The sequence below is a fragment of the Vibrio floridensis genome (assembly GCF_021852965.1).
GTDB lineage: Bacteria > Pseudomonadota > Gammaproteobacteria > Enterobacterales > Vibrionaceae > Vibrio > Vibrio floridensis.
In genome coordinates, this window is record NZ_JAKGCY010000016.1 from 36,825 (window position 1) to 58,791 (window position 21,967).

Genomic DNA, 21,967 nt, shown 5'->3' on the forward strand with positions numbered 1-21,967 from the left:
AAAACGAGTCTTACTCATGGGAGCTTCGGCTCCCTTTTTTAATTTTCTGCACATAACCTCCCTATCGTTGAAACTTTCTGCACCGTTTCTGGGTCTGATTGGGTTAGACTCACTCCATTCACTCCCATATTTTGTTCACTATGCGCGCATTATTGACTTTCTTTGTTGCTGGATTGCTTGTGCTTTCCTCACCCGCCATGGCGCTGTTTGGCAATAACCAAAACAGCAGTTTTGCTTCTGGCTCGAATGATTTTGTGCCTGTTGATCAGGCTTTTCCTTTTAACTATTTCCAACAAGATCACCGCATCACCCTAGACTGGCAAGTCAAAGAGGGTTACTACCTCTATCAACAGCGTCTTTCATTTAGCGCAGAAAACGTTGTATTGGGTGACATCCAAATGGAAAACGGTCAGCCCTACCGTGATGAATTTTTTGGCGATGTGAATATTTATACCAACCCATTGTTCGTTAACATCCCAATGCAAGACTGGCAGCCGGGCGCAAAATTGATCGTACAATACCAAGGCTGTGCCAAAGCGGGCTTTTGCTATCCACCTGAAACACGAGTGATCGACATTACCTCGTTTACCAATGGAGACATGGCACCAGCAACGCTGCCGGCACAAACCGCCAGCCCTCTCGATACATCAACAGCGAACACATCAACGCCTCAACCTCTGACCCAGCAAGATCAGTTGGCTTCAGGCTTAGCCGATAACTGGTGGACGCCACTGCTGTTTTTGGCACTGGGTGTTGGCTTGGCCTTTACCCCTTGCGTATTGCCGATGTACCCGATTCTGACCAGCATCGTATTAGGCAGCGGTAAACTGAGTCAGCGACGCGCGCTTGGGCTCTCTCTGATCTATGTTCAAGGCATGGCACTGACCTATACCTTACTGGGTCTGGTTGTCGCTTCCGCTGGCTTGCAATTCCAAGCCGCCATGCAGCACCCTTATGTGTTGATCGGCCTGAGTATTCTTTTTGTCACCTTAGCGCTCTCCATGTTTGGGGTGTACACCCTACAACTGCCTAGCAGCGTACAAACTTGGCTGAACAATTTGAGTAATAAGCAGCAAGGTGGCAGCAGTGCAGGTGTTTTTGCCATGGGTGCCATTTCCGGTTTGGTATGCTCGCCTTGTACCACCGCCCCACTTTCTGGGGCACTGCTGTACGTGGCACAAAGTGGTGATCTCTTAACGGGGGGCGTTGCGCTGTATGCCTTAGCCATGGGCATGGGTATCCCTTTGATTTTAGTCGCGGTGTTTGGCAATAAACTGCTCCCCAAAGCGGGCGGTTGGATGGATCGCGTTAAAACGCTGTTTGGTTTTGTATTGCTGGCAGCGCCAATCTTCCTATTGGAGCGCATCCTTCCTGAAATGTGGTCAACCGCGCTGTGGTCTGCCTTGGGTATCGCGGCGTTTGGCTGGCTTTACCATGTGAAAAATAGTTTGGAGTTTGGTGGTTGGAAGCAAAGCTCGGTGGGCATCATTGCCGTGCTGGGTCTGTTTGCGTCCGCTCAGCCTGCCCTCAATTATTGGTTTGCCGACAGCACTCAACAGGCTCAAACCAGCGAAGTGAGCTTTATTAAAATCCGCAACGTCGAAGAGCTTCAACAACAATTGGCGTTAGCCAAGCAAGCCCAAAAACCTGTGATGCTCGATTTTTATGCCGATTGGTGTGTGGCGTGTAAAGAGTTCGAGAAATACACTTTCCACGATCCAGCCGTGGCAGCTCAACTCAAACAATTTGTGTTGCTTCAAGCCGACGTGACACGTAACCAAGCACAGGACATTGAGCTGCTACAGGCCCAACAAGTGCTCGGCCTACCGACGATCGATTTTTGGGATGCGCAAGGTAATCCGGTTTCAAACGCTCGACTCACTGGCTTTATGCAAGCGGCACCTTTCTTGGAGCATATTCAACGAATTTCCAACTAACCGATTCAAACGCCAGCAAAACCTTGCTGGCGTTTTTTCTTACCACATTCTCACCTTCACAACGGAGGTATATGCAAACTCTCTAATAAAAGTCGATTTACATCAGACTTTTAGCGTATAAAGATTGTCCACACTCTTAAAGCTGCAATAATTCCATTAACGAAATAGTTAAAAGTGTTTAACGTCATGGATTCGACCTACACCATCATCATCGCCGATGATCACCCCCTGTTCCGTAATGCGCTGTTTCAATCTGTGCATATGGCGGTCAGTGGGGCCAATTTGCTAGAAGCCGACTCACTCGATGCGTTGCTGAACCTGCTTATGCGCGAAGAAGAGCCGGATTTACTGCTGCTTGACCTCAAAATGCCTGGAGCCAATGGCATGTCAGGTTTGATCCATCTCCGTGCAGAGTATCCCGACCTGCCCATCGTTGTGGTCTCCGCCAGTGAAGAACCGGCGGTGGTCACACAAGTGAAAAGCCACGGTGCTTTTGGCTTTATTCCTAAATCGAGTGATATGCGCACACTGGTTTCCGCGCTGAACCAAGTGCTCAATGGCGATCCTTATTTCCCTGAAGGATTGATCACCAATAACGCCGCCTGTAATGACTTAGCCGAGAAAATCGCCGCGTTAACACCACAGCAATACAAAGTACTGGGGATGCTTTCCGATGGTTTGCTCAACAAGCAAATTGCTTATGAGCTGAATGTTTCTGAGGCCACCATCAAAGCACATATGACGGCTATTTTCCGCAAACTTGGGGTGAAAAATCGTACCCAAGCTGTGATCTTGTTACAGCAGCTAGAGCCCGAGCAATAACTCAACGCCAAACTCGGTATTCAGAAGTTTTCGTTATATTAGTTCACATTTTAATGACGCAAATGTTTAATACCTTGAGTAAAATACCTCGGCAGCCAAATGGGCTGTCTTTTTCATCCCTCTGTTATTAACTCTGGGAGGCCATACCTTGCTCAGTATTCTCATCACTCAATTTGTTGTTCTTTGGGCCGTGATTGACCCTGTTGGTTCAGTGCCTGTTTATCTTTCGCAAACCCAACACCTGACCGCCAAGCAGCGTCGTCTCGTCGCGCTCAAAGCTGTTGGTATCTCAGCAGGGGTATTGCTGTTTTTCTTAATCGCCGGGCAAATGCTGCTTGAAGCGATGCAGATCCCACTACCCGCCTTTCAGGCTGCGGGGGGGCTGGTTTTATTGCTATTCGCACTGAGTATGATTTTCGGTGAAAGTAAACCTGAGCAAGAGCAGAAGCTAAGCGAAGAGTTGGATAAATCCGCCCTCGCAGATTTGGCCGTCTACCCGCTGGCCATTCCTTCCATCGCGTCACCTGGCGCTATGATGGCGGTGGTGATGCTGACAGACAACCATCGCTATTCCTTTGCTGATCAAGCGATGACCGCAGCGGTGATGATGGCAGTACTATTGATCACACTGGTTCTGTTACTCGGAGCCAACACGATTCAAAAATGGATTGGCAATGTTGGCGCTGCCATCATCAGCCGTGTGATGGGTTTGATCCTCGCCGCCGTCGCACTCAACAATTTGCTGCAAGGCATTAAAGATTTTTACCTGTAGCACGTACGATGTTTTAGACCTTTGGCTAATTTAACATCAAATTAACATCCTCAATTCTGCTATCCATCTCACTAAACGCCCATTTTTCGGGCGTTTTTGCTTTTTACCGCCCCGACTAAAGTTGCACAGATCCCTTGACTCAACACTGCTATCTTAGGAAACGTAACATTACGTTAACACTTATCTATTCAGACGAGAAACACAAGGAGAAGGCCATGGCGTTCGAATCAACAGAACATGCTCAAGCCTACTGGAAGGAAAACTTGGGGATCATGGGATCACTGCTAGCAGTATGGTTTTTAGTGTCATACGGCGCTGGAATTTTATTTGTCGATGCACTTAATGCCATTCAGTTTGGTGGCTTCAAGCTCGGATTTTGGTTCGCTCAGCAAGGGTCGATCTACACCTTTGTGGCGCTGATCTTTGTCTACGTTGTCCGCATGAATGCGCTGGACAAGAAGTACAACGTGCAGGAAGACTAAGAGGTTTAGGAAATGGATATTCAAACTTGGACGTTTATTCTTGTCGGTATCACTTTTGCTCTGTATATCGGCATCGCAATCTGGGCCCGTGCGGGATCAACCAGTGAATTCTATGTTGCTGGTGGTGGTGTTCACCCAGTCGCCAACGGCATGGCAACCGCAGCGGACTGGATGTCTGCGGCATCATTTATCTCTATGGCAGGTATTATCTCGTTCATCGGCTACGATGGTACGGTATACCTGATGGGTTGGACCGGTGGCTACGTACTTCTCGCCCTTTGTTTAGCCCCTTATCTACGTAAGTTTGGTAAGTTCACCGTGCCAGATTTCATCGGCGACCGTTACTACTCAAGAACGGCACGTTTGGTTGCGGTATTCTGTGCTATTTTCGTATCGTTTACTTACGTTGCTGGTCAAATGCGTGGTGTGGGTGTGGTATTCGCACGCTTCCTCGAAGTTGATATCAACATGGGTATCATCATCGGTATGGCGATCGTGTTCTTCTACGCGGTTATGGGCGGCATGAAGGGCATCACCTATACGCAGGTAGCGCAATACTGTGTGCTTATCTTTGCCTTCATGGTTCCGGCGATCTTCACTTCCTTGATGATGACAGGTAACCCTGTACCTCAGCTTGGCTTTGGTTCGACCATGGCAGGGAGCGATGAGTATCTACTCACCAAACTGGATGGTCTAACACAGGAGCTCGGCTTCACCGCCTATACCGATGGGTCGAAGAGCATGGTTGACGTCTTCTTCATCTGTGCGGCGCTCATGGTAGGTACTGCCGGTCTTCCACACGTTATTATTCGCTTCTTTACCGTACCGAAAGTATCTGATGCGCGTATCTCTGCTGGTTGGGCATTGGTGTTCATCGCGATTCTTTATACCACCGCACCGGCTGTGGCAGCATTTGCACGCGTTAACATGATCGACACCATCAATGGTCCAGACATGCAAGGTGTCGCAGGCACAGAAGCACCGAGCTGGTACAAAAACTGGGAAAGCACTGGCCTAGTGGCTTGGGAAGACAAGAATGGCGATGGCAAGATGTTCTACTCTGGCGATGAGCGCAACGAGATGAAGATCAACCGCGATATCATCGTACTGGCTTCTCCAGAACTAGCAAAACTACCAAACTGGGTTGTCGCACTATTGGCAGCGGGTGGTCTGGCAGCAGCACTCTCTACCGCAGCAGGCCTACTATTGGTTATCTCAACCGCCATTTCGCATGACTTGTTGAAGAAAGGCTTTAGGCCCAATATGACCGATAAACAGGAGTTAATGGCCGCGCGGATTGCATCAGCGATTGCCATCGTCGGTGCGGGCTACTTGGGTATTAACCCTCCAGGCTTTGTAGCACAGGTTGTGGCATTCGCCTTCGGATTGGCAGCCTCGTCCTTCTTCCCTGCGATTATCTTGGGCATCTTCTATAAGAAGATGAACAAAGAAGGCGCAATTGCAGGTATGCTATCAGGGATCTTTTTCACTGCGGCTTACATCGTGTACTTCAAGTTCATCAACCCAGCAGCGAGCACACCGGACAACTGGTGGTTCGGTATCAGCCCAGAGGGTATTGGTACACTAGGTATGTGTCTGAACTTTGCAGTGGCGATTGTGGTAAACAAATTTACCGCTGAAGTACCAGCAGACGTACAAGAAATGGTTGAGTCTATCCGCTACCCGAAAGGAGCTGGCGCAGCTCACGACCATTGATCCACACTTTAGAGCTTTATTGTAGGGATTAAGCTCCGAGGAAAAGCAAAGCCGATGCAACTGCATCGGCTTTTTGTTGTGTACAAAGTATCAAACTTATTAATTACACAACAAACACGATATTAATCTCAAAAAAAAAACATTCTTTCTTATCAAGAAAAAACATCCTATATATTAGTCACCATTTGTTTTCGGACTAAAAATGAAAATCACTAAGATAATATTAACCCTGCTCTTAGTTTCTTTCCCACTAACAAGTCAAGGTAATATGTTGAGTATTTTTGATTTATTTAAAAAAAATGAGTATGTCTTAAGTCCAGAGGTCTCTGGACACCTTACTCAAGACGGACAAGCATTTGCGAATAGAGACGTTTATCTTGAAGGTTCTTTTTTAAAACATCGATATAACGATAAAACCAAAACTAATCTGAATGGGTATTTCCATTTTAACCCCATGATTCATGCTCAATGGTTGAAGAAATCCCCGTTAAATCAGGCTTACTCTTACTTTGGTATTTACTTGCTTGTAGAAGAAAAAAAGATATACATCTGGCACTCTCAGCTTAGCTACGATAAGCCTTATGACTTCATTACTAATAATCTTGGTAACTTTAAATGCAACTTAAACTCACCTGTGTATGAGTACTATTTTAAAAATCCTGTAGCACCTAATGGGGTCGATGCAATGCCACTGAGCCGATGTGATATTGGAGGGTATAAATATCGAAATAAAATCATTTAAAATCAATAATTTAATAATAAACTTATTTTTTAATCATCTCATGTCAGGTCTCCGCTATGGAAATATTTAAACAAAACATATTTGACTTAACACCCAAAATTCACGGAAGAATTTTTAATCATGGTATCCCTGCGGTAAATATTGAAGTTACTTTAGAAATCAGCGCTCTGAATGAGACAAAAGAGCTAAAAGCACACACTAACCAAAATGGTGAGTTCTTTTTTGAAGCTGTCAGTATTTCAACAATAAAGACACCAAGCATTTTTGACCCCAAAATGGTCAGCACATCATTAAGCATAAAACGTGACCTTGAATACAAATACTTATGGCGTTCATATTTACCTGGATATAGCATATTTACTTTCATGTCAGAAAATTTATCCAATCTCACTTGCGACATTAATTCAAAAGAGAAATATTTTATATTTGATGCTAAGAAAAAAGATCATGATGGGTATGAAGTTCATACTATCTGCGACCTTCATGGTGCATTAGAGTCAGGATATATAGAGAATTAAGCAGGTGATCATTATTGGCGTATCAACACAACTTTTTTCTTAGCCAAGACAATCACAAAGAGCTGCCATTTTAATACCAACCATGGCAGCTCTTTTTGGAGAAGGCACCTCACGCCACTCGGTTCAACACCGCTCTCAACTTGAGCGGTTTAACGGGTTTGGCTATAAAGCTAAAACCATTGGCTTTGATGCCTTGCATCATGTCATCGGTGCGATCGGCGCTGATGATCACCCCTTCAAAACGGCTGCCCAATCTAAGCTTACATTGCTGGAGCACTTCTAAACCTGTGCGACCTTCATCAAGACGATAGTCGGAGAAAATGACATCCGGATGCCAACCACCGTCCAGTGCTTTCAAACTTTGCACAATGTCAGTAGCGGTTTTCACTTCACACCCCCAACGCGCCAGCAGATTCTCCATGCCAACCAAAATATCGGGCTCATTATCGACACACAAAATACGTAAGTGACTTAACTCAGAGTGCGCTTGGGCAGGCTCTGCCGTCGGCAACGCTTGCACTTGCTGAGCACGATCCAGAGTAATAGAAAACACACTGCCGCGGCCATGCCATGAACGCATCGAAATCTCATGCCCCAACACTTGCGCGATGCCTTTGGAAATAGCGAGCCCTAACCCCAATCCCTGATCAGCGCGCACTTGGGTGCCTCGGTTGAACTCTTCGAAGATCTCTTGTTGCTTATCTTCTTCAATGCCCATCCCGTTATCCCATACATCGATACGCACACGTTCACCGACTCGGCGCACCCCAAGCGCTACCTTGCCATTAGGACTATATCGAAACGCATTGGTCAGGAAGTTCTGCACCACACGGCGCAGCAATTTTGGATCAGACGTGACATTGAGTGACGACGGGATCATGCAGAACTCGATGCCTTGTTGTTTGGCCAGTGCGCTAAATTCCGCATTCAAATTCGACAACACATCATTGATGGCAAAACCGTGTACGTGTACATCCAACTTACCCGATTCCAGTCGCGAGATATCCAACAAATCACCAATCAAATCTTCCGCAGCCCCGAGAGCACTTTCAATGTGATGCGCTAGCTTGCGGCTTTCATCGTCCTTAGTCACTTCCGAGAGTGATGAGGCAAACAGACGCGCCGCGTTGAGTGGTTGCATCAAGTCGTGGCTCACGGCCGCCAAAAAACGCGATTTAGAGCGCGATTCCAGATCCGAACGTTGTGTCGCCACCACCAGCTGTTTATTCAACTGCTCAAGCTCTCTTGTACGTAAATGAACACGTTCTTCGAGCGTTTCATTGGCTTCTTTCAGTGCTTGTTCTGCATCACGGAACACGGTGATGTCGGTAAAGCTCATCACAAAGCCGCCGCCGGGCATGGGGTTGCCTTGCACTTCAATCACGCGTCCATCGGGGCGAATGCGTGACGAGGTATGCCGCGAGCCTTGTTCCAAATGATAGACTCTACGACGCACATGATCTTCTGGGTCTCCCGGGCCACATAAACCCTGCTCAGCATTATGGCGAATCACATCGGCAATCGGCCTGCCCACTTGTATCAGCCCCGGCGGAAACTCAAACAGCTCCAAATAGCGTTGATTCCATGCCACCAGCCGAAGCTGTTTGTCCACCACGGCAATGCCTTGACCAATATGCTCAATCGCCCCTTGCAATAAGCCACGGCTAAAATCATACAACTCAGACGCTTCATCCACGATGGTTGCGACTTCCTCCAGTTGCATGTTTCTGCCTTGCAGCGCAGAAGTAAGGACTAACTTCGCCGACGAAGCACCAAACACCCCCGCCAATACCCGCTCAGTATGACGAATCAAGGTCGAGGGAGCTTGTTGGTTCGGCAATAAGGTTTCTCTTTGCTGCGACCAATAGTGAGCAAAGGCATTTTTCACCCGATTTCGCCCAACAAAGCGGGAGGCCAGCATCTCCAACTCGCCCACGGTGACACGGCTTTGATAGAGGCTGATGTTTTCATTTTCGGGCAATGGCGTACCAACAAACGACGCCGATTGTAAGCGCTCACTTAGGCTTGGACGTGTTAGCATCGAGACGACAAGGAAGCAGAGCGCATTGACGGTGACACTGAGGAACATCCCCCAGTCAGAGGCCTTCACGCCCATCTCCCCCAATACATCTGGTGGCGTAATCAACCAAATCAGCAAATTGCTCTGCGCATCCCCGGCCAACATGTCGGTTTGGCTCATCAATGTAATCAGCCATAAAGTAAAGCCCGCCGCCAGACCGACATACACCCCTTTGCGGTTACCTTGGCGCCAGTACATGCCGCCAATCAAAGCAGGAGCAAACTGGGTGATCGCCGCGAATGAGAGAAAGCCAATTGCTGAGAGCGAGTGAATTGCGTCCAGCGCTTGATAGAAGCCCCATGCGCCAATTAACAACACCAGAATCAACGCTCGACGAATACGAAGCAGTAAACCTGAAAAATGGTGGTGATTACGGTTAGACAGGCGCATGCGACGCAGCAGTAACGGCATCACCAAATCGTTGGAGACCATGATGGCGAGCGCGATGGTGGACACAATCACCATGCCACTGGCAGCGGACGTGCCACCAAGGAAGGCCAATAAAGCAATGTCATTGGCGCCAAACGCCATCGGCAAGCTGATCACATAAGTATCGGCAGGGCTGCCAGAGAGCAAACTTTGCCCCGCCCACGCAATCGGCAGCACAAAAATGCCCATCAAAATCAAATACAGCGGGAAGAGCCAGCGCGCGGTATGCAGATCTTGCGCGCGTTCATTTTCCACCACCATGGTGTGAAACTGACGCGGCAAACAGACAATCGCCAACATAGTCAGCAAGGTATGGATCAACAAGGTCGCAATATTGGGCGATTGGTACGTGGCAGCGGCCACACGGCTGAGATCGACCTCTTGATGTTGCATCGCCAGCCAGACGATAAACATTCCCACCACGAGAAACGCCACCAGCTTAACGATCGATTCAAAGGCGATCGCCATCATCATGCCGCGGTGATGCTCGGTGTTGTCGATATGACGGGTGCCAAACAGCATGGTGAATACCGCCAGTGCCCCTACCACAAACCAAGAAACGCCTGAGTCTTGATAGCCAAAACGGCTTGAGAGATCAGGCGCGATGATCTCAAGCCCCATGGTGATGCCACGCAATTGCAGAGCGATATAGGGCAAAATTCCCACCACAGCGATTAAGGTCACCACCACCGCAAGCCCTTGCGATTTGCCATAGCGCGCTGCAATGAAGTCCGCAATCGAGGTAATGTGCTCGCGCTTGGCAACGAGAATGAGCCGCGCCAAGACGCGCCAGCCAAGAGTAAAGACCAGAATCGGAGCAATGTAGATCGGCAAAAAAGACCAAGGATTATTGCTCGCCTGCCCCACCGTGCCGTAAAACGTCCAAGAGGTACAGTAAACCGCAATCGATAGGCTATAGATCCAAGGGCGCCAACGTGCCAACCAATTTTTTTGCCTATCTCCATACCAAGCGATGAGGAACAACACTCCTAAATACGCTAACGATACGGGTATCACCAACCATCCTTGCATGTGACATCCTTTCTCTTGGTCAATAAAAAACCTCTCCATACGGGAGAGGTTTCATTTAACTAAGGATAGTTTTTAATCTCAATCTCTTAGGATTAATTCTGTGCATTGGGCTCCGCTTTCACCACGCTAACGTCCTGAACCTGGCTGGTGACAGGCGCGACTTTGATGAACAGTGCCACTAGCCCCATGGCCGCCATCACCCAGAATACGTTCGCGCCCCAATGCTCGAAGCCCCAACCACTAAAGGCCGTCATCGCCGCAATAAAGGCCCCCAGTGGCAGCGCATTGTACAGGGCTTGTAGCGCCACCATTTTGTGTTCTTCTGAATTTTGAATGTATTGAATGGCTGCGATGTGCGCCATCGCAAACGTCACGCCGTGCAGCAACTGCACCAACACCAAACCCAACAACAGCGTGGTCGAGGCGGTAATGCCCCAGCGCAACATGACGCCAATCGATGCCGCGACAAACAACGCACGCAGCGACCAGCCCGCAAACAAGCGCTTGCTCAACGCAAACACCGCCACTTCCGATACCACACCAAGGCTCCACAAATAGCCGATGATCTCTTCCGAATGGCCTGCTTGCTGCCAGTAAATCGCACTAAAGCTGTAATAGGCGGCGTGACTGCCCTGAATCAGAGCGGCCAGTAGCAAAAATTTCACCACAGGGCCGTCGGTCAGCAGTTGCGTCAGTTTCGGTCTTTCACTGTGATGCTCGCTGCGCGTCACCGGCATCACATTGGCACTGCGCATACTCAGCAGTAAGGAAATAAACACCCCAACCAAGGCGGTGTACAGAATCATGTCGGTACCATAGAGGGAAATCAGATACCCCACCACGGTCGAGCCCGCGATAAAGGCGATCGAGCCCCACAAACGGGTGCGACCATAATCGAGCATCTTCAATCTTGCGTAGTAGTTGGCAAGCGCATCGGATAACGGCACGACGGGGCCACAACACAAGTTAAACAGTACCGTCGCTAACGCCATTAGCCAAAAACTGCCGCCGGTAAAGAAGTGGAAGCCGACAAAAATCAACGCCGCAAAACTGAGCCAACGTAACGCCGGCATAATGTGCTCAGCCTTGTGAATACGTGGCGTGATCACCATGTTCGCTACACAGCGTGTCGCTAAGCCGATACCGACCAGCAAACCGATGTCAGTGGAGGAGACGCCCTGTTCTTTAAACCACAGCGACCAAAATGGCAGATAGACGCCATAGGCAAAAAAGAAACCGAGAAAATACTGCGATATCCATCCATAAGGAGACGGTTTGAACATGATGGTGATCCTAAGGCCTGTTGACCTAAAAGCTGACGGGAGAAAAATCGGCGCCATTATGACTTGCCTTGCAGATGAGAAAAAGGGAATTCTCCGCGACAGATTGTTTCCTCTAATCAGCCTAATTGGAGTGAATTAGACCAAAGTCGTCTGGAGAGTCAGGAGAATTTTGTCAGACTTAGAGCATATGCCTTGCTGGTTTTGGATGCTGCCATGCCTGATAAATTTAATATGCAATCTCCCCCGTTTGATCGCTTGAGCGAGGGGCAACAACACCTTTTACGTTCTTCGCTGGATGTGGCCTATTTTCGCACCAAAGATGTGGTGCTCGCCGCGGGGCAACCGTCACCGCATCTGCATATCTTAATCAAAGGCGCGGTTGAAGAGCGCTCCGCCAACCAGCAAGAAGTGTTTGCTCACTATGCCAATGACGACATGTTTGATGTGCGCGCCTTGTTCGAGCCAACCGTACGTCATCAGTATGTCGCGCTCGAAGATACCTTAAGCTATTTACTGCCCAAGGCCATTTTTCTCGAGCTATACAATGAAAACGGCCAATTCGCCGCTTATTTTGATAACAACCTCGCCAAGCGCCAAGAGCTGATAGAGGCGGCGCAGCAGCAGCAAAATCTTGCTGAGTTCATTCTCACCAAAGTTGATAAAGCCATCTATCATCCACCGAAGATTTTGTCGCCTGAGATGCCGATCAATCAGGTCACGCGCATACTTAAAGAGAACGGCATCGATGCCGCCTTGGTACGCCTTCATGACGACGATGAGCGGCGACTCAACCATCCCAATGCACACCCTTATGCGATTGTCACCCGCACTAATATGCTCCACTCGGTGATGCTCGATGACAAGCCACTCGACACTCCAGTGGGCGACATTGCCACCTTCCCCGTCTTCCACGTCGATGATGGTGATTTTCTCTTTAATGCGATGATCACCATGACGCGCAATCGTATGAAGCGCCTCATGGTGTGCGATGGTCATCAAGCTGTGGGCATGTTGGACATGACGCAAATTCTCAGCGCCTTCTCCACCCATTCCCACGTGCTCACTTTAAGCATCGCGCGCGCCTCCAGTGTTGAAGAGTTGGCCTTAGCGTCCAATCGCCAACGTCAGTTAGTGGAAAGTTTGCTGAAAAACGGCATCCGCACTCGCTTCATCATGGAACTGATTTCTGCCGTCAATGAACAGATCATCGAGAAAGCCTTTGAGTTGGTTGTTCCACCCGCCCTTCACGATCACTGTTGTTTGATCGTTTTAGGCTCAGAAGGGCGTGGGGAACAAATCCTCAAAACCGACCAAGACAACGCACTGATCATCAAAGATGGTTTGGAATGGCAACAAAGCGGCGTGGTGATGCAACAACTGACACACACTTTGCAGCAACTTGGCTATCCGCTTTGCCCTGGCAATGTGATGGTCAATAACCCTAAGTGGGTCAAAAGTCAGAGTGATTGGCGCAAAACGCTCACCGCGTGGGTACGCAGCGCCAAACCAGAAACGGTGATGGATTTAGCGATTTTTGCCGATGCGCATGCCGTTGCGGGCAATAAGGCATTGCTTGAGCCCGTGAAACAGCACCTCTCCGAGTTGATGGCGGATCAAGAACTGATTTTGGCCGAGTTCACTCGGCCTGCATTGAACTTTTCAGTTCCCCTCACCCTTTTTGGCAACGTCAAGGCCGACAAAAGCGGCCTCGACATCAAACAAGGCGGCATCTTCCCTATCGTGCACGGCATTCGAGCCCTGAGCTTGGAATACGCCTTACACGACAACAACACCTTCGACCGCATTGAGGGGTTAGTGGCACGCAACGTGTTGGAAAAAAGCACGGCCGCAAACCTAAGCGAAGCACTCAAGCTGTTTTTTAAATTGCGCCTAGCACAGCAACTGACGGAGCAGCACAGTAATAACAAACTCAACTTAACACTGCTGGATCGCACCGAGCGAGATTTACTGCGTCACAGTTTGCACGTGGTGAAAAAGTTCAAACAGTGGCTGGGTTATCACTACCAAATCAAAGATTAACCAACGCAAAACATCGAATCACGACCAAAGGCTATACGGCTAAGGTCTTAATGAAATAGGAATCTCTATGAACTGGTTTCGGCGCAACTACTGGTACTACCGATTGAAAGGGTCGCCCTATCAGTCGCTGTTTTGTGCGCCAAACAACAAAGAGTATGTCTCTCTCGACTGTGAAACCACCAGCCTTGACCCCAACCGCGCAGAGTTAGTCACCATTGCCGCGACCAAGATCATCGACAATCGCATCATCACCAGTAAACCATTCGAGGTGCGTTTGCGTGCGCCACAGTCTCTCGATTCTGGTTCAGTGAAAATACACAAGATCCGCCACCAAGACTTGGTCGATGGGTTGAGCGAGAAAGAAGCACTGCTCAAACTGATTGATTTCATCGGTAATCGCCCCTTAGTGGGCTACCACATCCGCTACGATAAGAAGATCCTCGATTTAGCCTGCTTACGTCACCTCGGTTTTCCCTTGGCCAATCCGCTGGTGGAAGTCAGCCAGATCTACCATGACAAGCTGGAAAAGCACCTGCCCAACGCCTATTTCGATTTGAGTTTGGACGCCATTTGTCGCCATCTCGACTTGCCCATCCAAGACAAACACGATGCGCTGCAAGATGCGATTGCCGCCGCTTTGGTGTTTGTACGACTCACTCGTGGCGATTTGCCGAGCCTGTCATTGCCCTATGCTTCTTCGTGATCGTAGTCGGAGAAAAAACACCCCTTCAGCACTCGCTATATCCTAAAGTCTAATTGTCGAAAGCCTCCAACTGATTGACAGTTAGAGGCATACGGATTCCCCCTTTCGTGATTGAGGCGTGTTTAAAACATCATAAAACCGCATCGCGAAGACAAAGGCACAAGGAGAAAGACAATGAGTGAAGCCAACATTTATCCGGTAAAAGAGAACATCAAAGCCCATACCCATGCGGATAATGATACCTACCTAGCCATGTACCAGCAGTCAGTCACTGACCCAGAAGGTTTCTGGAGTGAACACGGCAAAATTGTTGACTGGATTAAGCCCTTCACGAAAGTCAAACAAACGTCTTTTGATACTGGCCACGTTGATATTCGCTGGTTTGAAGATGGCACGCTCAACGTCTCAGCAAACTGTATTGACCGCCATCTAGCAGAGCGCGGCGATGATGTCGCCATCATTTGGGAAGGCGACAACCCAGCGGACGACAAAACACTGACTTACAACCAACTTCATCAAGAAGTGTGTCGCTTCTCCAATGCACTGAAAGAGCAAGGCGTACGCAAAGGCGACGTGGTGTGTCTCTACATGCCAATGGTCCCTGAAGCGGCGGTTGCGATGTTGGCTTGTACCCGTATTGGTGCGGTGCACACCATCGTCTTTGGTGGTTTCTCGCCAGAAGCATTGGCTGGCCGCATCATCGACTCCGATGCCAAAGTCGTCATCACGGCCGACGAAGGCGTTCGTGGTGGCCGCGCGGTACCACTGAAAAAGAACGTGGACGAAGCACTGACTAACCCTGAAGTGAAAACCATCAGCAAAGTGGTGGTGTTCAAGCGCACTGGCGGCAACATTGATTGGCACGAACATCGTGATGTTTGGTGGCACGAAGCAACAGCAAAAGTCTCTGACGTTTGCCCACCAGAAGAGATGAAAGCTGAAGATCCGCTGTTCATCCTCTACACGTCAGGCTCAACCGGTAAACCAAAAGGCGTACTGCACACCACGGGCGGCTATCTGGTTTACGCGACCATGACCTTTAAGTACGTGTTTGACTACCAGCCAGGCGACACCTTCTGGTGTACGGCCGACGTGGGTTGGATCACTGGCCACACGTATCTGGTTTACGGTCCACTGGCAAACGGCGCGAAAACCATTCTCTTTGAAGGCGTGCCAAACTATCCAAACACCAGCCGCATGAGTGAAGTGGTCGATAAGCACCAAGTCAACATTCTTTACACCGCACCAACGGCCATTCGTGCGCTGATGGCAAAAGGCAACGAAGCGATCGAAGGTACGGATCGTAGCAGCCTACGCATCATGGGTTCTGTGGGTGAACCTATTAACCCAGAAGCGTGGGAGTGGTACTACAAAACCATCGGCAACGAGAAATCACCGATTGTCGATACTTGGTGGCAAACCGAAACTGGCGGCATTTTGATCACACCACTGCCAGGCGCCACCGCGCTGAAACCGGGTTCTGCAACGCGCCCATTCTTTGGTGTTCAGCCTGCACTGGTGGACAACATGGGTAATGTGATCGAAGACCAAGCCGCAGAAGGTAACCTCGTTATCCTCGATTCTTGGCCAGGTCAAATGCGCACGGTTTATGGTGACCATGAGCGTTTCGAACAAACCTACTTCTCAACCTTTAAAGGCATGTACTTTACCGGAGATGGGGCGCGCCGCGATGAAGATGGTTACTACTGGATCACAGGCCGTGTGGATGACGTATTAAACGTTTCTGGCCATCGTATGGGTACAGCGGAAATTGAATCCGCCCTAGTGGCACACCCGAAAATTGCTGAAGCGGCGATTGTTGGCATTCCACACGACATCAAAGGCCAAGCAATTTACGCCTACGTCACCCTCAATGCGGGCGAGTATCCAACCGCCGAGCTGCATAAAGAAGTGAAAGATTGGGTACGTAAAGAGATTGGCCCCATCGCAACGCCAGACGTACTGCATTGGACAGATGCGCTACCGAAAACTCGTTCAGGTAAAATCATGCGCCGCATTTTGCGCAAGATCGCCACGGGAGACACCAGCAACTTGGGTGACACCTCAACACTGGCCGACCCAAGCGTAGTTGATAAGCTGATCGCAGAAAAAGCCGAACTGGTTTAATCCGTTTTAAACAAAACACCCTCAAAGCCACTCTACATAAGAGTGGCTTTTTTGTTTGCCGTTATCATTACCCATACTATAAGAAAGGTTAATCTTGTTTTTTGTTAAGCTGGTTACAGAAAATCCACGGCAAACAGGGAGATTAGACCAGTAAATTGCTGCTAATTGTAATGAATTGGCTATAATCTTGGTCGATTTTGAAAAATTTGCGCGTTTTTTACAAAAATCTCGTGCCGATTTCTCGTATTTTTGGGAATATGCTGGTTCCACTCACGTTAAAGGAAGATAGCGTCAACATGTCTGCAAAATCACGAATTCTGGTCCTTAACGGCCCAAATATTAACCTGCTGGGTTTGCGTGAGCCGGGTCATTACGGTCACCACACTTTGCCGCAAATCGTCGAGACGCTGACACAACAGGCGCAAACTGCAGGCATCGAGCTCGAACACCTGCAATCGAATCGTGAGTATGAATTGATTGAAGCCATCCATGCCGCACACGGCAACGTCGACTTCATCATCATCAATCCAGCGGCTTTTACTCACACCAGTGTTGCGCTACGTGATGCGCTACTGGGTGTTGCCATCCCTTTTATTGAAGTGCACCTCTCCAACGTACACGCTCGTGAGCCGTTCCGACATCACTCTTATTTGTCGGACAAAGCGGTCGGCGTGATTTGTGGCTTAGGGGCGCAAGGCTATGAATTCGCTCTGTCGGCAGCCATTGCTCGTCTGCAGGCAAAGTAAACCCAACACTCTGCAACCCTTTAGGGTTGTCTTACTCACAAGATAAAAGAGAAAGAAAAGATGGATATTCGTAAAATCAAAAAGCTTATCGAACTAGTTGAAGAATCTGGCATTGCTGAGCTAGAAATCTCTGAAGGCGAAGAGTCGGTACGCATCAGTCGTCACGGTCAAATGATGGCAGCGCCTGCTCCAATGCACTACGCTGCGGCACCTGTAGCGCAACCTGCGCCAGTTGCAGCAGCACCTGTCGCAACCGCAGAAGCAGCTCCAGCTGCAGCGGCAGTACCAGCAGGCCACCAAGTTCTTTCTCCAATGGTCGGTACTTTCTACCGCTCTCCAAGTCCAGATGCGAAAGCATTCATCGAAGTGGGCCAATCTGTGACTGCAGGTCAAACACTGTGCATCGTTGAAGCGATGAAGATGATGAACCAAATCGAAGCAGACAAATCTGGCGTGGTAACAGCAATTCTTGTTGAAGACGGCCAGCCTGTTGAGTTTGACCAACCACTTGTAGTTATCGAATAAGCGGAGTTCGCTATGCTAGATAAAGTAGTCATCGCGAACCGAGGTGAAATCGCACTTCGTATCCTTCGCGCGTGTAAAGAACTCGGCATCAAAACCGTTGCCGTGCACTCCACCGCCGATCGCGATCTAAAACACGTACTGCTGGCAGATGAAACTGTGTGTATCGGTCCTGCTCGTGGTATCGACAGCTATCTGAACATTCCTCGCATTATTTCAGCAGCAGAAGTGACTGGCGCGGTGGCGATCCACCCAGGTTACGGTTTCTTGTCTGAAAACGCAGACTTTGCTGAACAAGTAGAACGTAGCGGTTTCATTTTTGTGGGTCCAAAAGCGGACACCATCCGCATGATGGGTGACAAAGTATCGGCTATCACTGCAATGAAAAAAGCGGGCGTTCCATGTGTACCTGGTTCTGATGGTCCACTTGATAACGACGAAGTGAAAAACCGAGCACACGCGAAACGTATTGGTTACCCAGTGATCATCAAAGCCTCTGGTGGCGGTGGTGGTCGTGGTATGCGTGTGGTTCGTAAAGAAGCAGACCTCGTTCAAGCGATTGCCATGACGCGTGCAGAAGCAAAAGCAGCATTCAACAACGACATGGTTTACATGGAGAAATTCCTAGAAAACCCACGTCACGTTGAAGTTCAAGTGATTGCAGATGGCCAAGGTAACGCTATTCACCTAGGTGAGCGTGACTGTTCAATGCAGCGTCGTCACCAAAAGGTTGTTGAAGAAGCACCAGCTCCAGGTATTACTGAAGAGATGCGCAAGTACATCGGTGAACGTTGTACTCGTGCTTGTGTGGAAATCGGCTACCGCGGTGCTGGTACATTCGAGTTCCTCTACGAAAACGGTGAGTTCTACTTCATTGAAATGAACACCCGTATTCAGGTTGAGCACCCAGTGACTGAAATGGTGACTGGTGTTGACCTAATCAAAGAACAGCTGCGCGTTGCGGCGGGTCAGCCTCTGTCATTCACGCAGAATGACATTAAGATCCGTGGCCATGCGATTGAATGTCGTATCAACGCGGAAGACCCAGAGCGCTTCCTGCCATCTCCAGGTAAGATTGAACGCTTCCACGCACCAGGTGGTATGGGCGTTCGTTGGGAATCGCACATCTACAGCGGCTACACAGTGCCACCGCACTACGACTCAATGATCGGTAAACTGATCACTTACGGTGAAAACCGTGACGTTGCGATTGCACGTATGAAGAACGCCCTAGGTGAGATGTTCATTGAAGGCATCAAGACCAACATTCCGCTGCAAGTGAGCATCATGAACGATGAAAACTTCCAGCACGGTGGTGCCAACATCCACTACCTAGAGAAAAAACTCGGCCTTCAGCACTAAGCGCAGCGCACTGGTTACCATGCCCACTTCGGTGGGCATTTTTCATTGAGCGGATTTTTTCGTTTGCAGGGAAAGTCTGCTAAACTCTGCGCCAAATTTAAACATTAAGAGTATGCACTCATGCCTTGGATTCAAATCAAACTCAATGCGACCAACGAAAACGCTGAGCTTATCGGCGATATGCTTATGGAAGAGACTGGCGCGCTATCGGTGACTTTCTTAGATGCGCACGATACCCCTGTCTTCGAGCCACTGCCTGGTGAAACGCGTCTTTGGGGTGATACGGATGTCCTGGCACTGTACGACGCAGAGGCGGACACTCAGCTCATCATGTCGCAAATCAAAGCAAGCAACATGCTGGCTGAAGGCTTTGCTTACAAAATTGAGCAGCTAGAAGACAAAGATTGGGAACGTGAGTGGATGGACAACTTCCACCCAATGAAATTTGGTCAGCGTTTGTGGATCTGCCCAAGCTGGCGTGACATTCCCGATCCCACCGCAGTGAACGTGATGCTGGATCCTGGCCTTGCGTTTGGTACGGGTACTCACCCAACCACAGCACTGTGTCTTGAATGGCTAGAGGGTCTTGATCTTTCGGGTAAAACCGTTATCGATTTTGGTTGTGGCTCTGGCATCTTGGCGATCGCAGCGATCAAACTGGGTGCAGAAAAAGTCATCGGGATCGACATTGATCCTCAAGCACTTCTCGCTTCGAAAGACAACGCCCAACGTAATGGCGTTGCCGATCAACTGGATGTTTATCTGCCTCAAGATCAACCGGAAGGTCTGCTTGCTGACGTCGTTGTCGCGAATATTTTGGCGGCACCACTGCGTGAGCTTTCTTCGATCATCAAGGGTCTTGTCAAACCAAATGGCCAATTAGCGATGTCGGGCGTGTTGGATACCCAAGCAGAAGATGTGGCCAACTATTACCGTGATGAGCTTCACATTGATCCAATCGTTGAGCAAAGTGAATGGTGTCGCATCTCTGGTCGCAAGCAAGGCTAGACAAGACTTTCAGGGGTAATTGTTTGAAATTCATACAAATTGCAAAAACAATTTGTCAATGCTCAAATATTAGTCTTTTCACGCAGAAAAAAAATGCGTAAAATGCGCGCCCTTGCTGGTATGAAGCTGTGACGACGTTTTGAAGATCGGAAATTATCAACTTAAGAACAAACTAATCGTAGCGCCGATGGCCGGAGTAACGGATAGACCGTTTCGAGAGTTGTGCCTTCGTTATGGTGCGGGAATGGCCGTCAGTGAAATGATGTCCTCTAATCCGCAGCTATGGAAAACGTCGAAGTCGAAGCAACGCATGGTGCATGAAGGCGAATCGGGCATTCGCTCTGTACAAATCGCGGGCAGCGATCCACAGCTGATGGCAGATGCCGCGCAATTCAGTGTTGAAAATGGTGCGCAAATCATCGATATCAACATGGGTTGCCCAGCAAAAAAAGTGAATAAAAAGCTGGCGGGTTCCGCGCTGCTCAAATACCCGGACATTATCGAACAGATTTTGAAAGCGGTGGTTGACGCAGTGAACGTTCCTGTAACGTTGAAAACCCGCACAGGCTGGGATACAGAAAATAAAAACTGTATTCACATCGCTAAATTAGCCGAAGACTGCGGCATACAAGCTCTTGCTCTGCATGGCAGAACCAAAGCCTGTATGTACAAAGGTGAGGCCGAATACGACAGCATTAAAGCCGTTAAACAGGCAGTTTCCATTCCGGTTATCGCAAACGGTGATATCGATAGCCCGGAAAAAGCCAAGTATGTACTGGAGTACACCGGCGCAGACGCTTTAATGATTGGACGCCCTGCCCAGGGTCGTCCTTGGATTTTCCAGGAAATCCATCACTATTTGGAAAACGGCACCACAATGCCTGAACTTCCGATTGAGGAAGTGAAAAGCATTATGCTCGGTCATGTTCAGGCTCTCCATGAGTTTTATGGTGAGTATTTAGGCCCTCGCATCGCGCGTAAGCACGTGGGTTGGTATCTAAAAGAACATGAGCAAGCAAGTGAGTTTCGCCGTACCTTCAACGCTATCGACGCAGCGATGCTGCAACTTGAAGCGCTCGAAGGTTATTTTGATAACGTTGCATCATAATTAAGAGAAGAGCTAGACCGAATATGTTCGAACAAAATCTGACTTCAGAAGCTTTAACAGTAACTACCGTAACATCACAAGATCAAATCACGCAAAAGCCACTACGTGATTCTGTTAAAGCGTCTCTTAAAAACTACTTGGCTCAACTAAACGGTCAAGAAGTGACTGAACTTTATGAATTAGTTCTAGCTGAAGTTGAACAGCCACTACTAGATACCATCATGCAGTACACTCGCGGTAACCAAACTCGCGCAGCAACCATGATGGGCATCAACCGCGGTACTCTTCGTAAGAAACTGAAAAAATACGGCATGAACTAATCCCTGATTAGTTTGATCGCTTTCAAACCGCCCGCTGGAGTTTCCCGCGGGCGGTTTTCTTTTATCGGTTCTTATGCCCTCTTTTCTACGCAGTAGCACATTTATCCTGTAACGCTACCCAACCTTTGCTTTAAAACCGTAATCACTTTCAAATCTCGCCTTTCGTCGCATATACGAAGCTGTTATCAATTTGTTACATTGAAAAAACAATAACAATC

General features: G+C 48.8%; 18 protein-coding genes. 16 read left to right on the top strand and 2 right to left on the bottom strand.

Features of this window, described 5'->3' with window-relative positions; genetic code table 11:
* Positions 1–140 precede the first annotated feature (140 nt).
* The 7 genes from LZU85_RS18050 (at position 141) to LZU85_RS18080 (ending at position 6,989) form a co-directional block, all read left to right on the top strand.
* Positions 141–1,937 (top strand): protein-disulfide reductase DsbD, encoded by a 1,797-nt coding sequence (locus LZU85_RS18050; protein WP_176298302.1) that lies wholly within the window; start codon positions 141–143, stop codon positions 1,935–1,937.
* Between the two features lie 186 nt (positions 1,938–2,123).
* Entirely contained in the window at positions 2,124–2,759 is a 636-nt protein-coding gene (locus tag LZU85_RS18055) for a response regulator transcription factor (RefSeq protein WP_043877344.1), read from the top strand.
* A gap of 148 nt (positions 2,760–2,907) precedes the next feature.
* Positions 2,908–3,531, top strand: a complete 624-nt coding sequence (locus LZU85_RS18060; RefSeq protein WP_017419764.1) for a MarC family protein — start codon at positions 2,908–2,910, stop codon at positions 3,529–3,531.
* Positions 3,532–3,746: 215 nt separating this feature from the next.
* Entirely contained in the window at positions 3,747–4,013 is a 267-nt protein-coding gene (locus LZU85_RS18065) for a DUF4212 domain-containing protein (RefSeq protein ID WP_011079229.1), read from the top strand.
* Between the two features lie 12 nt (positions 4,014–4,025).
* On the top strand, positions 4,026–5,729 hold the full coding sequence (locus tag LZU85_RS18070) for a sodium:solute symporter family protein (protein WP_176298303.1): 1,704 nt from the start codon (positions 4,026–4,028) through the stop codon (positions 5,727–5,729).
* Positions 5,730–5,931: 202 nt separating this feature from the next.
* Positions 5,932–6,471 carry a DUF6795 domain-containing protein gene (locus LZU85_RS18075; RefSeq protein ID WP_237288025.1) on the top strand — a complete coding sequence of 180 codons (540 nt, stop codon included), beginning with the start codon at positions 5,932–5,934 and terminating at the stop codon, positions 6,469–6,471.
* Positions 6,472–6,527: 56 nt separating this feature from the next.
* Positions 6,528–6,989, top strand: a complete 462-nt coding sequence (locus LZU85_RS18080; RefSeq protein ID WP_237288026.1) for a DUF6795 domain-containing protein — start codon at positions 6,528–6,530, stop codon at positions 6,987–6,989.
* A gap of 109 nt (positions 6,990–7,098) precedes the next feature.
* Here LZU85_RS18080 and LZU85_RS18085 read toward each other — a convergent pair whose 3' ends face one another.
* Positions 7,099–10,530 carry a PAS domain-containing hybrid sensor histidine kinase/response regulator gene (locus LZU85_RS18085; RefSeq protein ID WP_237288027.1) on the bottom strand — a complete coding sequence of 1,144 codons (3,432 nt, stop codon included), beginning with the start codon at positions 10,528–10,530 and terminating at the stop codon, positions 7,099–7,101.
* Positions 10,531–10,622: 92 nt separating this feature from the next.
* The gene (locus LZU85_RS18090; RefSeq protein ID WP_013570973.1) at positions 10,623–11,813 is read right to left on the bottom strand and encodes a 3-phenylpropionate MFS transporter; all 1,191 of its coding nucleotides are present in this window, start codon (positions 11,811–11,813) and stop codon (positions 10,623–10,625) included.
* A gap of 213 nt (positions 11,814–12,026) precedes the next feature.
* Here LZU85_RS18090 and LZU85_RS18095 point away from each other — a divergent pair, with 213 nt between their 5' ends.
* The 9 genes from LZU85_RS18095 (at position 12,027) to fis (ending at position 21,749) form a co-directional block, all read left to right on the top strand.
* Entirely contained in the window at positions 12,027–13,853 is a 1,827-nt protein-coding gene (locus LZU85_RS18095; RefSeq protein ID WP_237288028.1) for a DUF294 nucleotidyltransferase-like domain-containing protein, read from the top strand.
* A gap of 67 nt (positions 13,854–13,920) precedes the next feature.
* Entirely contained in the window at positions 13,921–14,556 is a 636-nt protein-coding gene (locus tag LZU85_RS18100) for a 3'-5' exonuclease (protein ID WP_011079224.1), read from the top strand.
* Between the two features lie 174 nt (positions 14,557–14,730).
* Positions 14,731–16,683 carry an acetate--CoA ligase gene (gene acs, locus LZU85_RS18105; protein ID WP_237288029.1) on the top strand — a complete coding sequence of 651 codons (1,953 nt, stop codon included), beginning with the start codon at positions 14,731–14,733 and terminating at the stop codon, positions 16,681–16,683.
* A gap of 296 nt (positions 16,684–16,979) precedes the next feature.
* On the top strand, positions 16,980–17,429 hold the full coding sequence (gene aroQ / locus LZU85_RS18110) for a type II 3-dehydroquinate dehydratase (protein ID WP_176298309.1): 450 nt from the start codon (positions 16,980–16,982) through the stop codon (positions 17,427–17,429).
* A gap of 60 nt (positions 17,430–17,489) precedes the next feature.
* Entirely contained in the window at positions 17,490–17,954 is a 465-nt protein-coding gene (gene accB, locus LZU85_RS18115; protein WP_011079221.1) for an acetyl-CoA carboxylase biotin carboxyl carrier protein, read from the top strand.
* A 12-nt stretch (positions 17,955–17,966) separates the two neighbouring features.
* Positions 17,967–19,313: an acetyl-CoA carboxylase biotin carboxylase subunit gene (accC, locus tag LZU85_RS18120; protein ID WP_080609396.1), complete on the top strand. Its 1,347-nt coding sequence runs from the start codon at positions 17,967–17,969 to the stop codon at positions 19,311–19,313.
* Positions 19,314–19,433: 120 nt separating this feature from the next.
* Positions 19,434–20,321 carry a 50S ribosomal protein L11 methyltransferase gene (gene prmA, locus LZU85_RS18125; RefSeq protein ID WP_011151370.1) on the top strand — a complete coding sequence of 296 codons (888 nt, stop codon included), beginning with the start codon at positions 19,434–19,436 and terminating at the stop codon, positions 20,319–20,321.
* A 139-nt stretch (positions 20,322–20,460) separates the two neighbouring features.
* Positions 20,461–21,429, top strand: coding sequence for a tRNA dihydrouridine synthase DusB (dusB, locus tag LZU85_RS18130; RefSeq protein ID WP_176298310.1), 969 nt, complete (start codon positions 20,461–20,463; stop codon positions 21,427–21,429).
* Between the two features lie 23 nt (positions 21,430–21,452).
* Positions 21,453–21,749 (top strand): DNA-binding transcriptional regulator Fis, encoded by a 297-nt coding sequence (fis, locus tag LZU85_RS18135; protein ID WP_000462885.1) that lies wholly within the window; start codon positions 21,453–21,455, stop codon positions 21,747–21,749.
* The last annotated feature ends 218 nt before the right edge of the window (positions 21,750–21,967 follow it).

Bases quoted from the DNA above. Each gene is read 5' to 3' on its own strand.
- LZU85_RS18050 (WP_176298302.1), top strand. From the start codon at position 141: ATGCGCGCATTATTGACTTTCTTTGTTGCTGGATTGCTTGTGCTTTCC.
- LZU85_RS18055 (WP_043877344.1), top strand. From the start codon at position 2,124: ATGGATTCGACCTACACCATCATCATCGCCGATGATCACCCCCTGTTC.
- LZU85_RS18065 (WP_011079229.1), top strand. From the start codon at position 3,747: ATGGCGTTCGAATCAACAGAACATGCTCAAGCCTACTGGAAGGAAAAC.
- LZU85_RS18070 (WP_176298303.1), top strand. From the start codon at position 4,026: ATGGATATTCAAACTTGGACGTTTATTCTTGTCGGTATCACTTTTGCT.
- LZU85_RS18075 (WP_237288025.1), top strand. From the start codon at position 5,932: ATGAAAATCACTAAGATAATATTAACCCTGCTCTTAGTTTCTTTCCCA.
- LZU85_RS18080 (WP_237288026.1), top strand. From the start codon at position 6,528: ATGGAAATATTTAAACAAAACATATTTGACTTAACACCCAAAATTCAC.
- LZU85_RS18085 (WP_237288027.1), bottom strand. From the start codon at position 10,530: ATGCAAGGATGGTTGGTGATACCCGTATCGTTAGCGTATTTAGGAGTG.
- LZU85_RS18090 (WP_013570973.1), bottom strand. From the start codon at position 11,813: ATGTTCAAACCGTCTCCTTATGGATGGATATCGCAGTATTTTCTCGGT.
- LZU85_RS18095 (WP_237288028.1), top strand. From the start codon at position 12,027: ATGCCTGATAAATTTAATATGCAATCTCCCCCGTTTGATCGCTTGAGC.
- LZU85_RS18100 (WP_011079224.1), top strand. From the start codon at position 13,921: ATGAACTGGTTTCGGCGCAACTACTGGTACTACCGATTGAAAGGGTCG.
- acs (WP_237288029.1), top strand. From the start codon at position 14,731: ATGAGTGAAGCCAACATTTATCCGGTAAAAGAGAACATCAAAGCCCAT.
- aroQ (WP_176298309.1), top strand. From the start codon at position 16,980: ATGTCTGCAAAATCACGAATTCTGGTCCTTAACGGCCCAAATATTAAC.
- accB (WP_011079221.1), top strand. From the start codon at position 17,490: ATGGATATTCGTAAAATCAAAAAGCTTATCGAACTAGTTGAAGAATCT.
- accC (WP_080609396.1), top strand. From the start codon at position 17,967: ATGCTAGATAAAGTAGTCATCGCGAACCGAGGTGAAATCGCACTTCGT.
- prmA (WP_011151370.1), top strand. From the start codon at position 19,434: ATGCCTTGGATTCAAATCAAACTCAATGCGACCAACGAAAACGCTGAG.
- fis (WP_000462885.1), top strand. From the start codon at position 21,453: ATGTTCGAACAAAATCTGACTTCAGAAGCTTTAACAGTAACTACCGTA.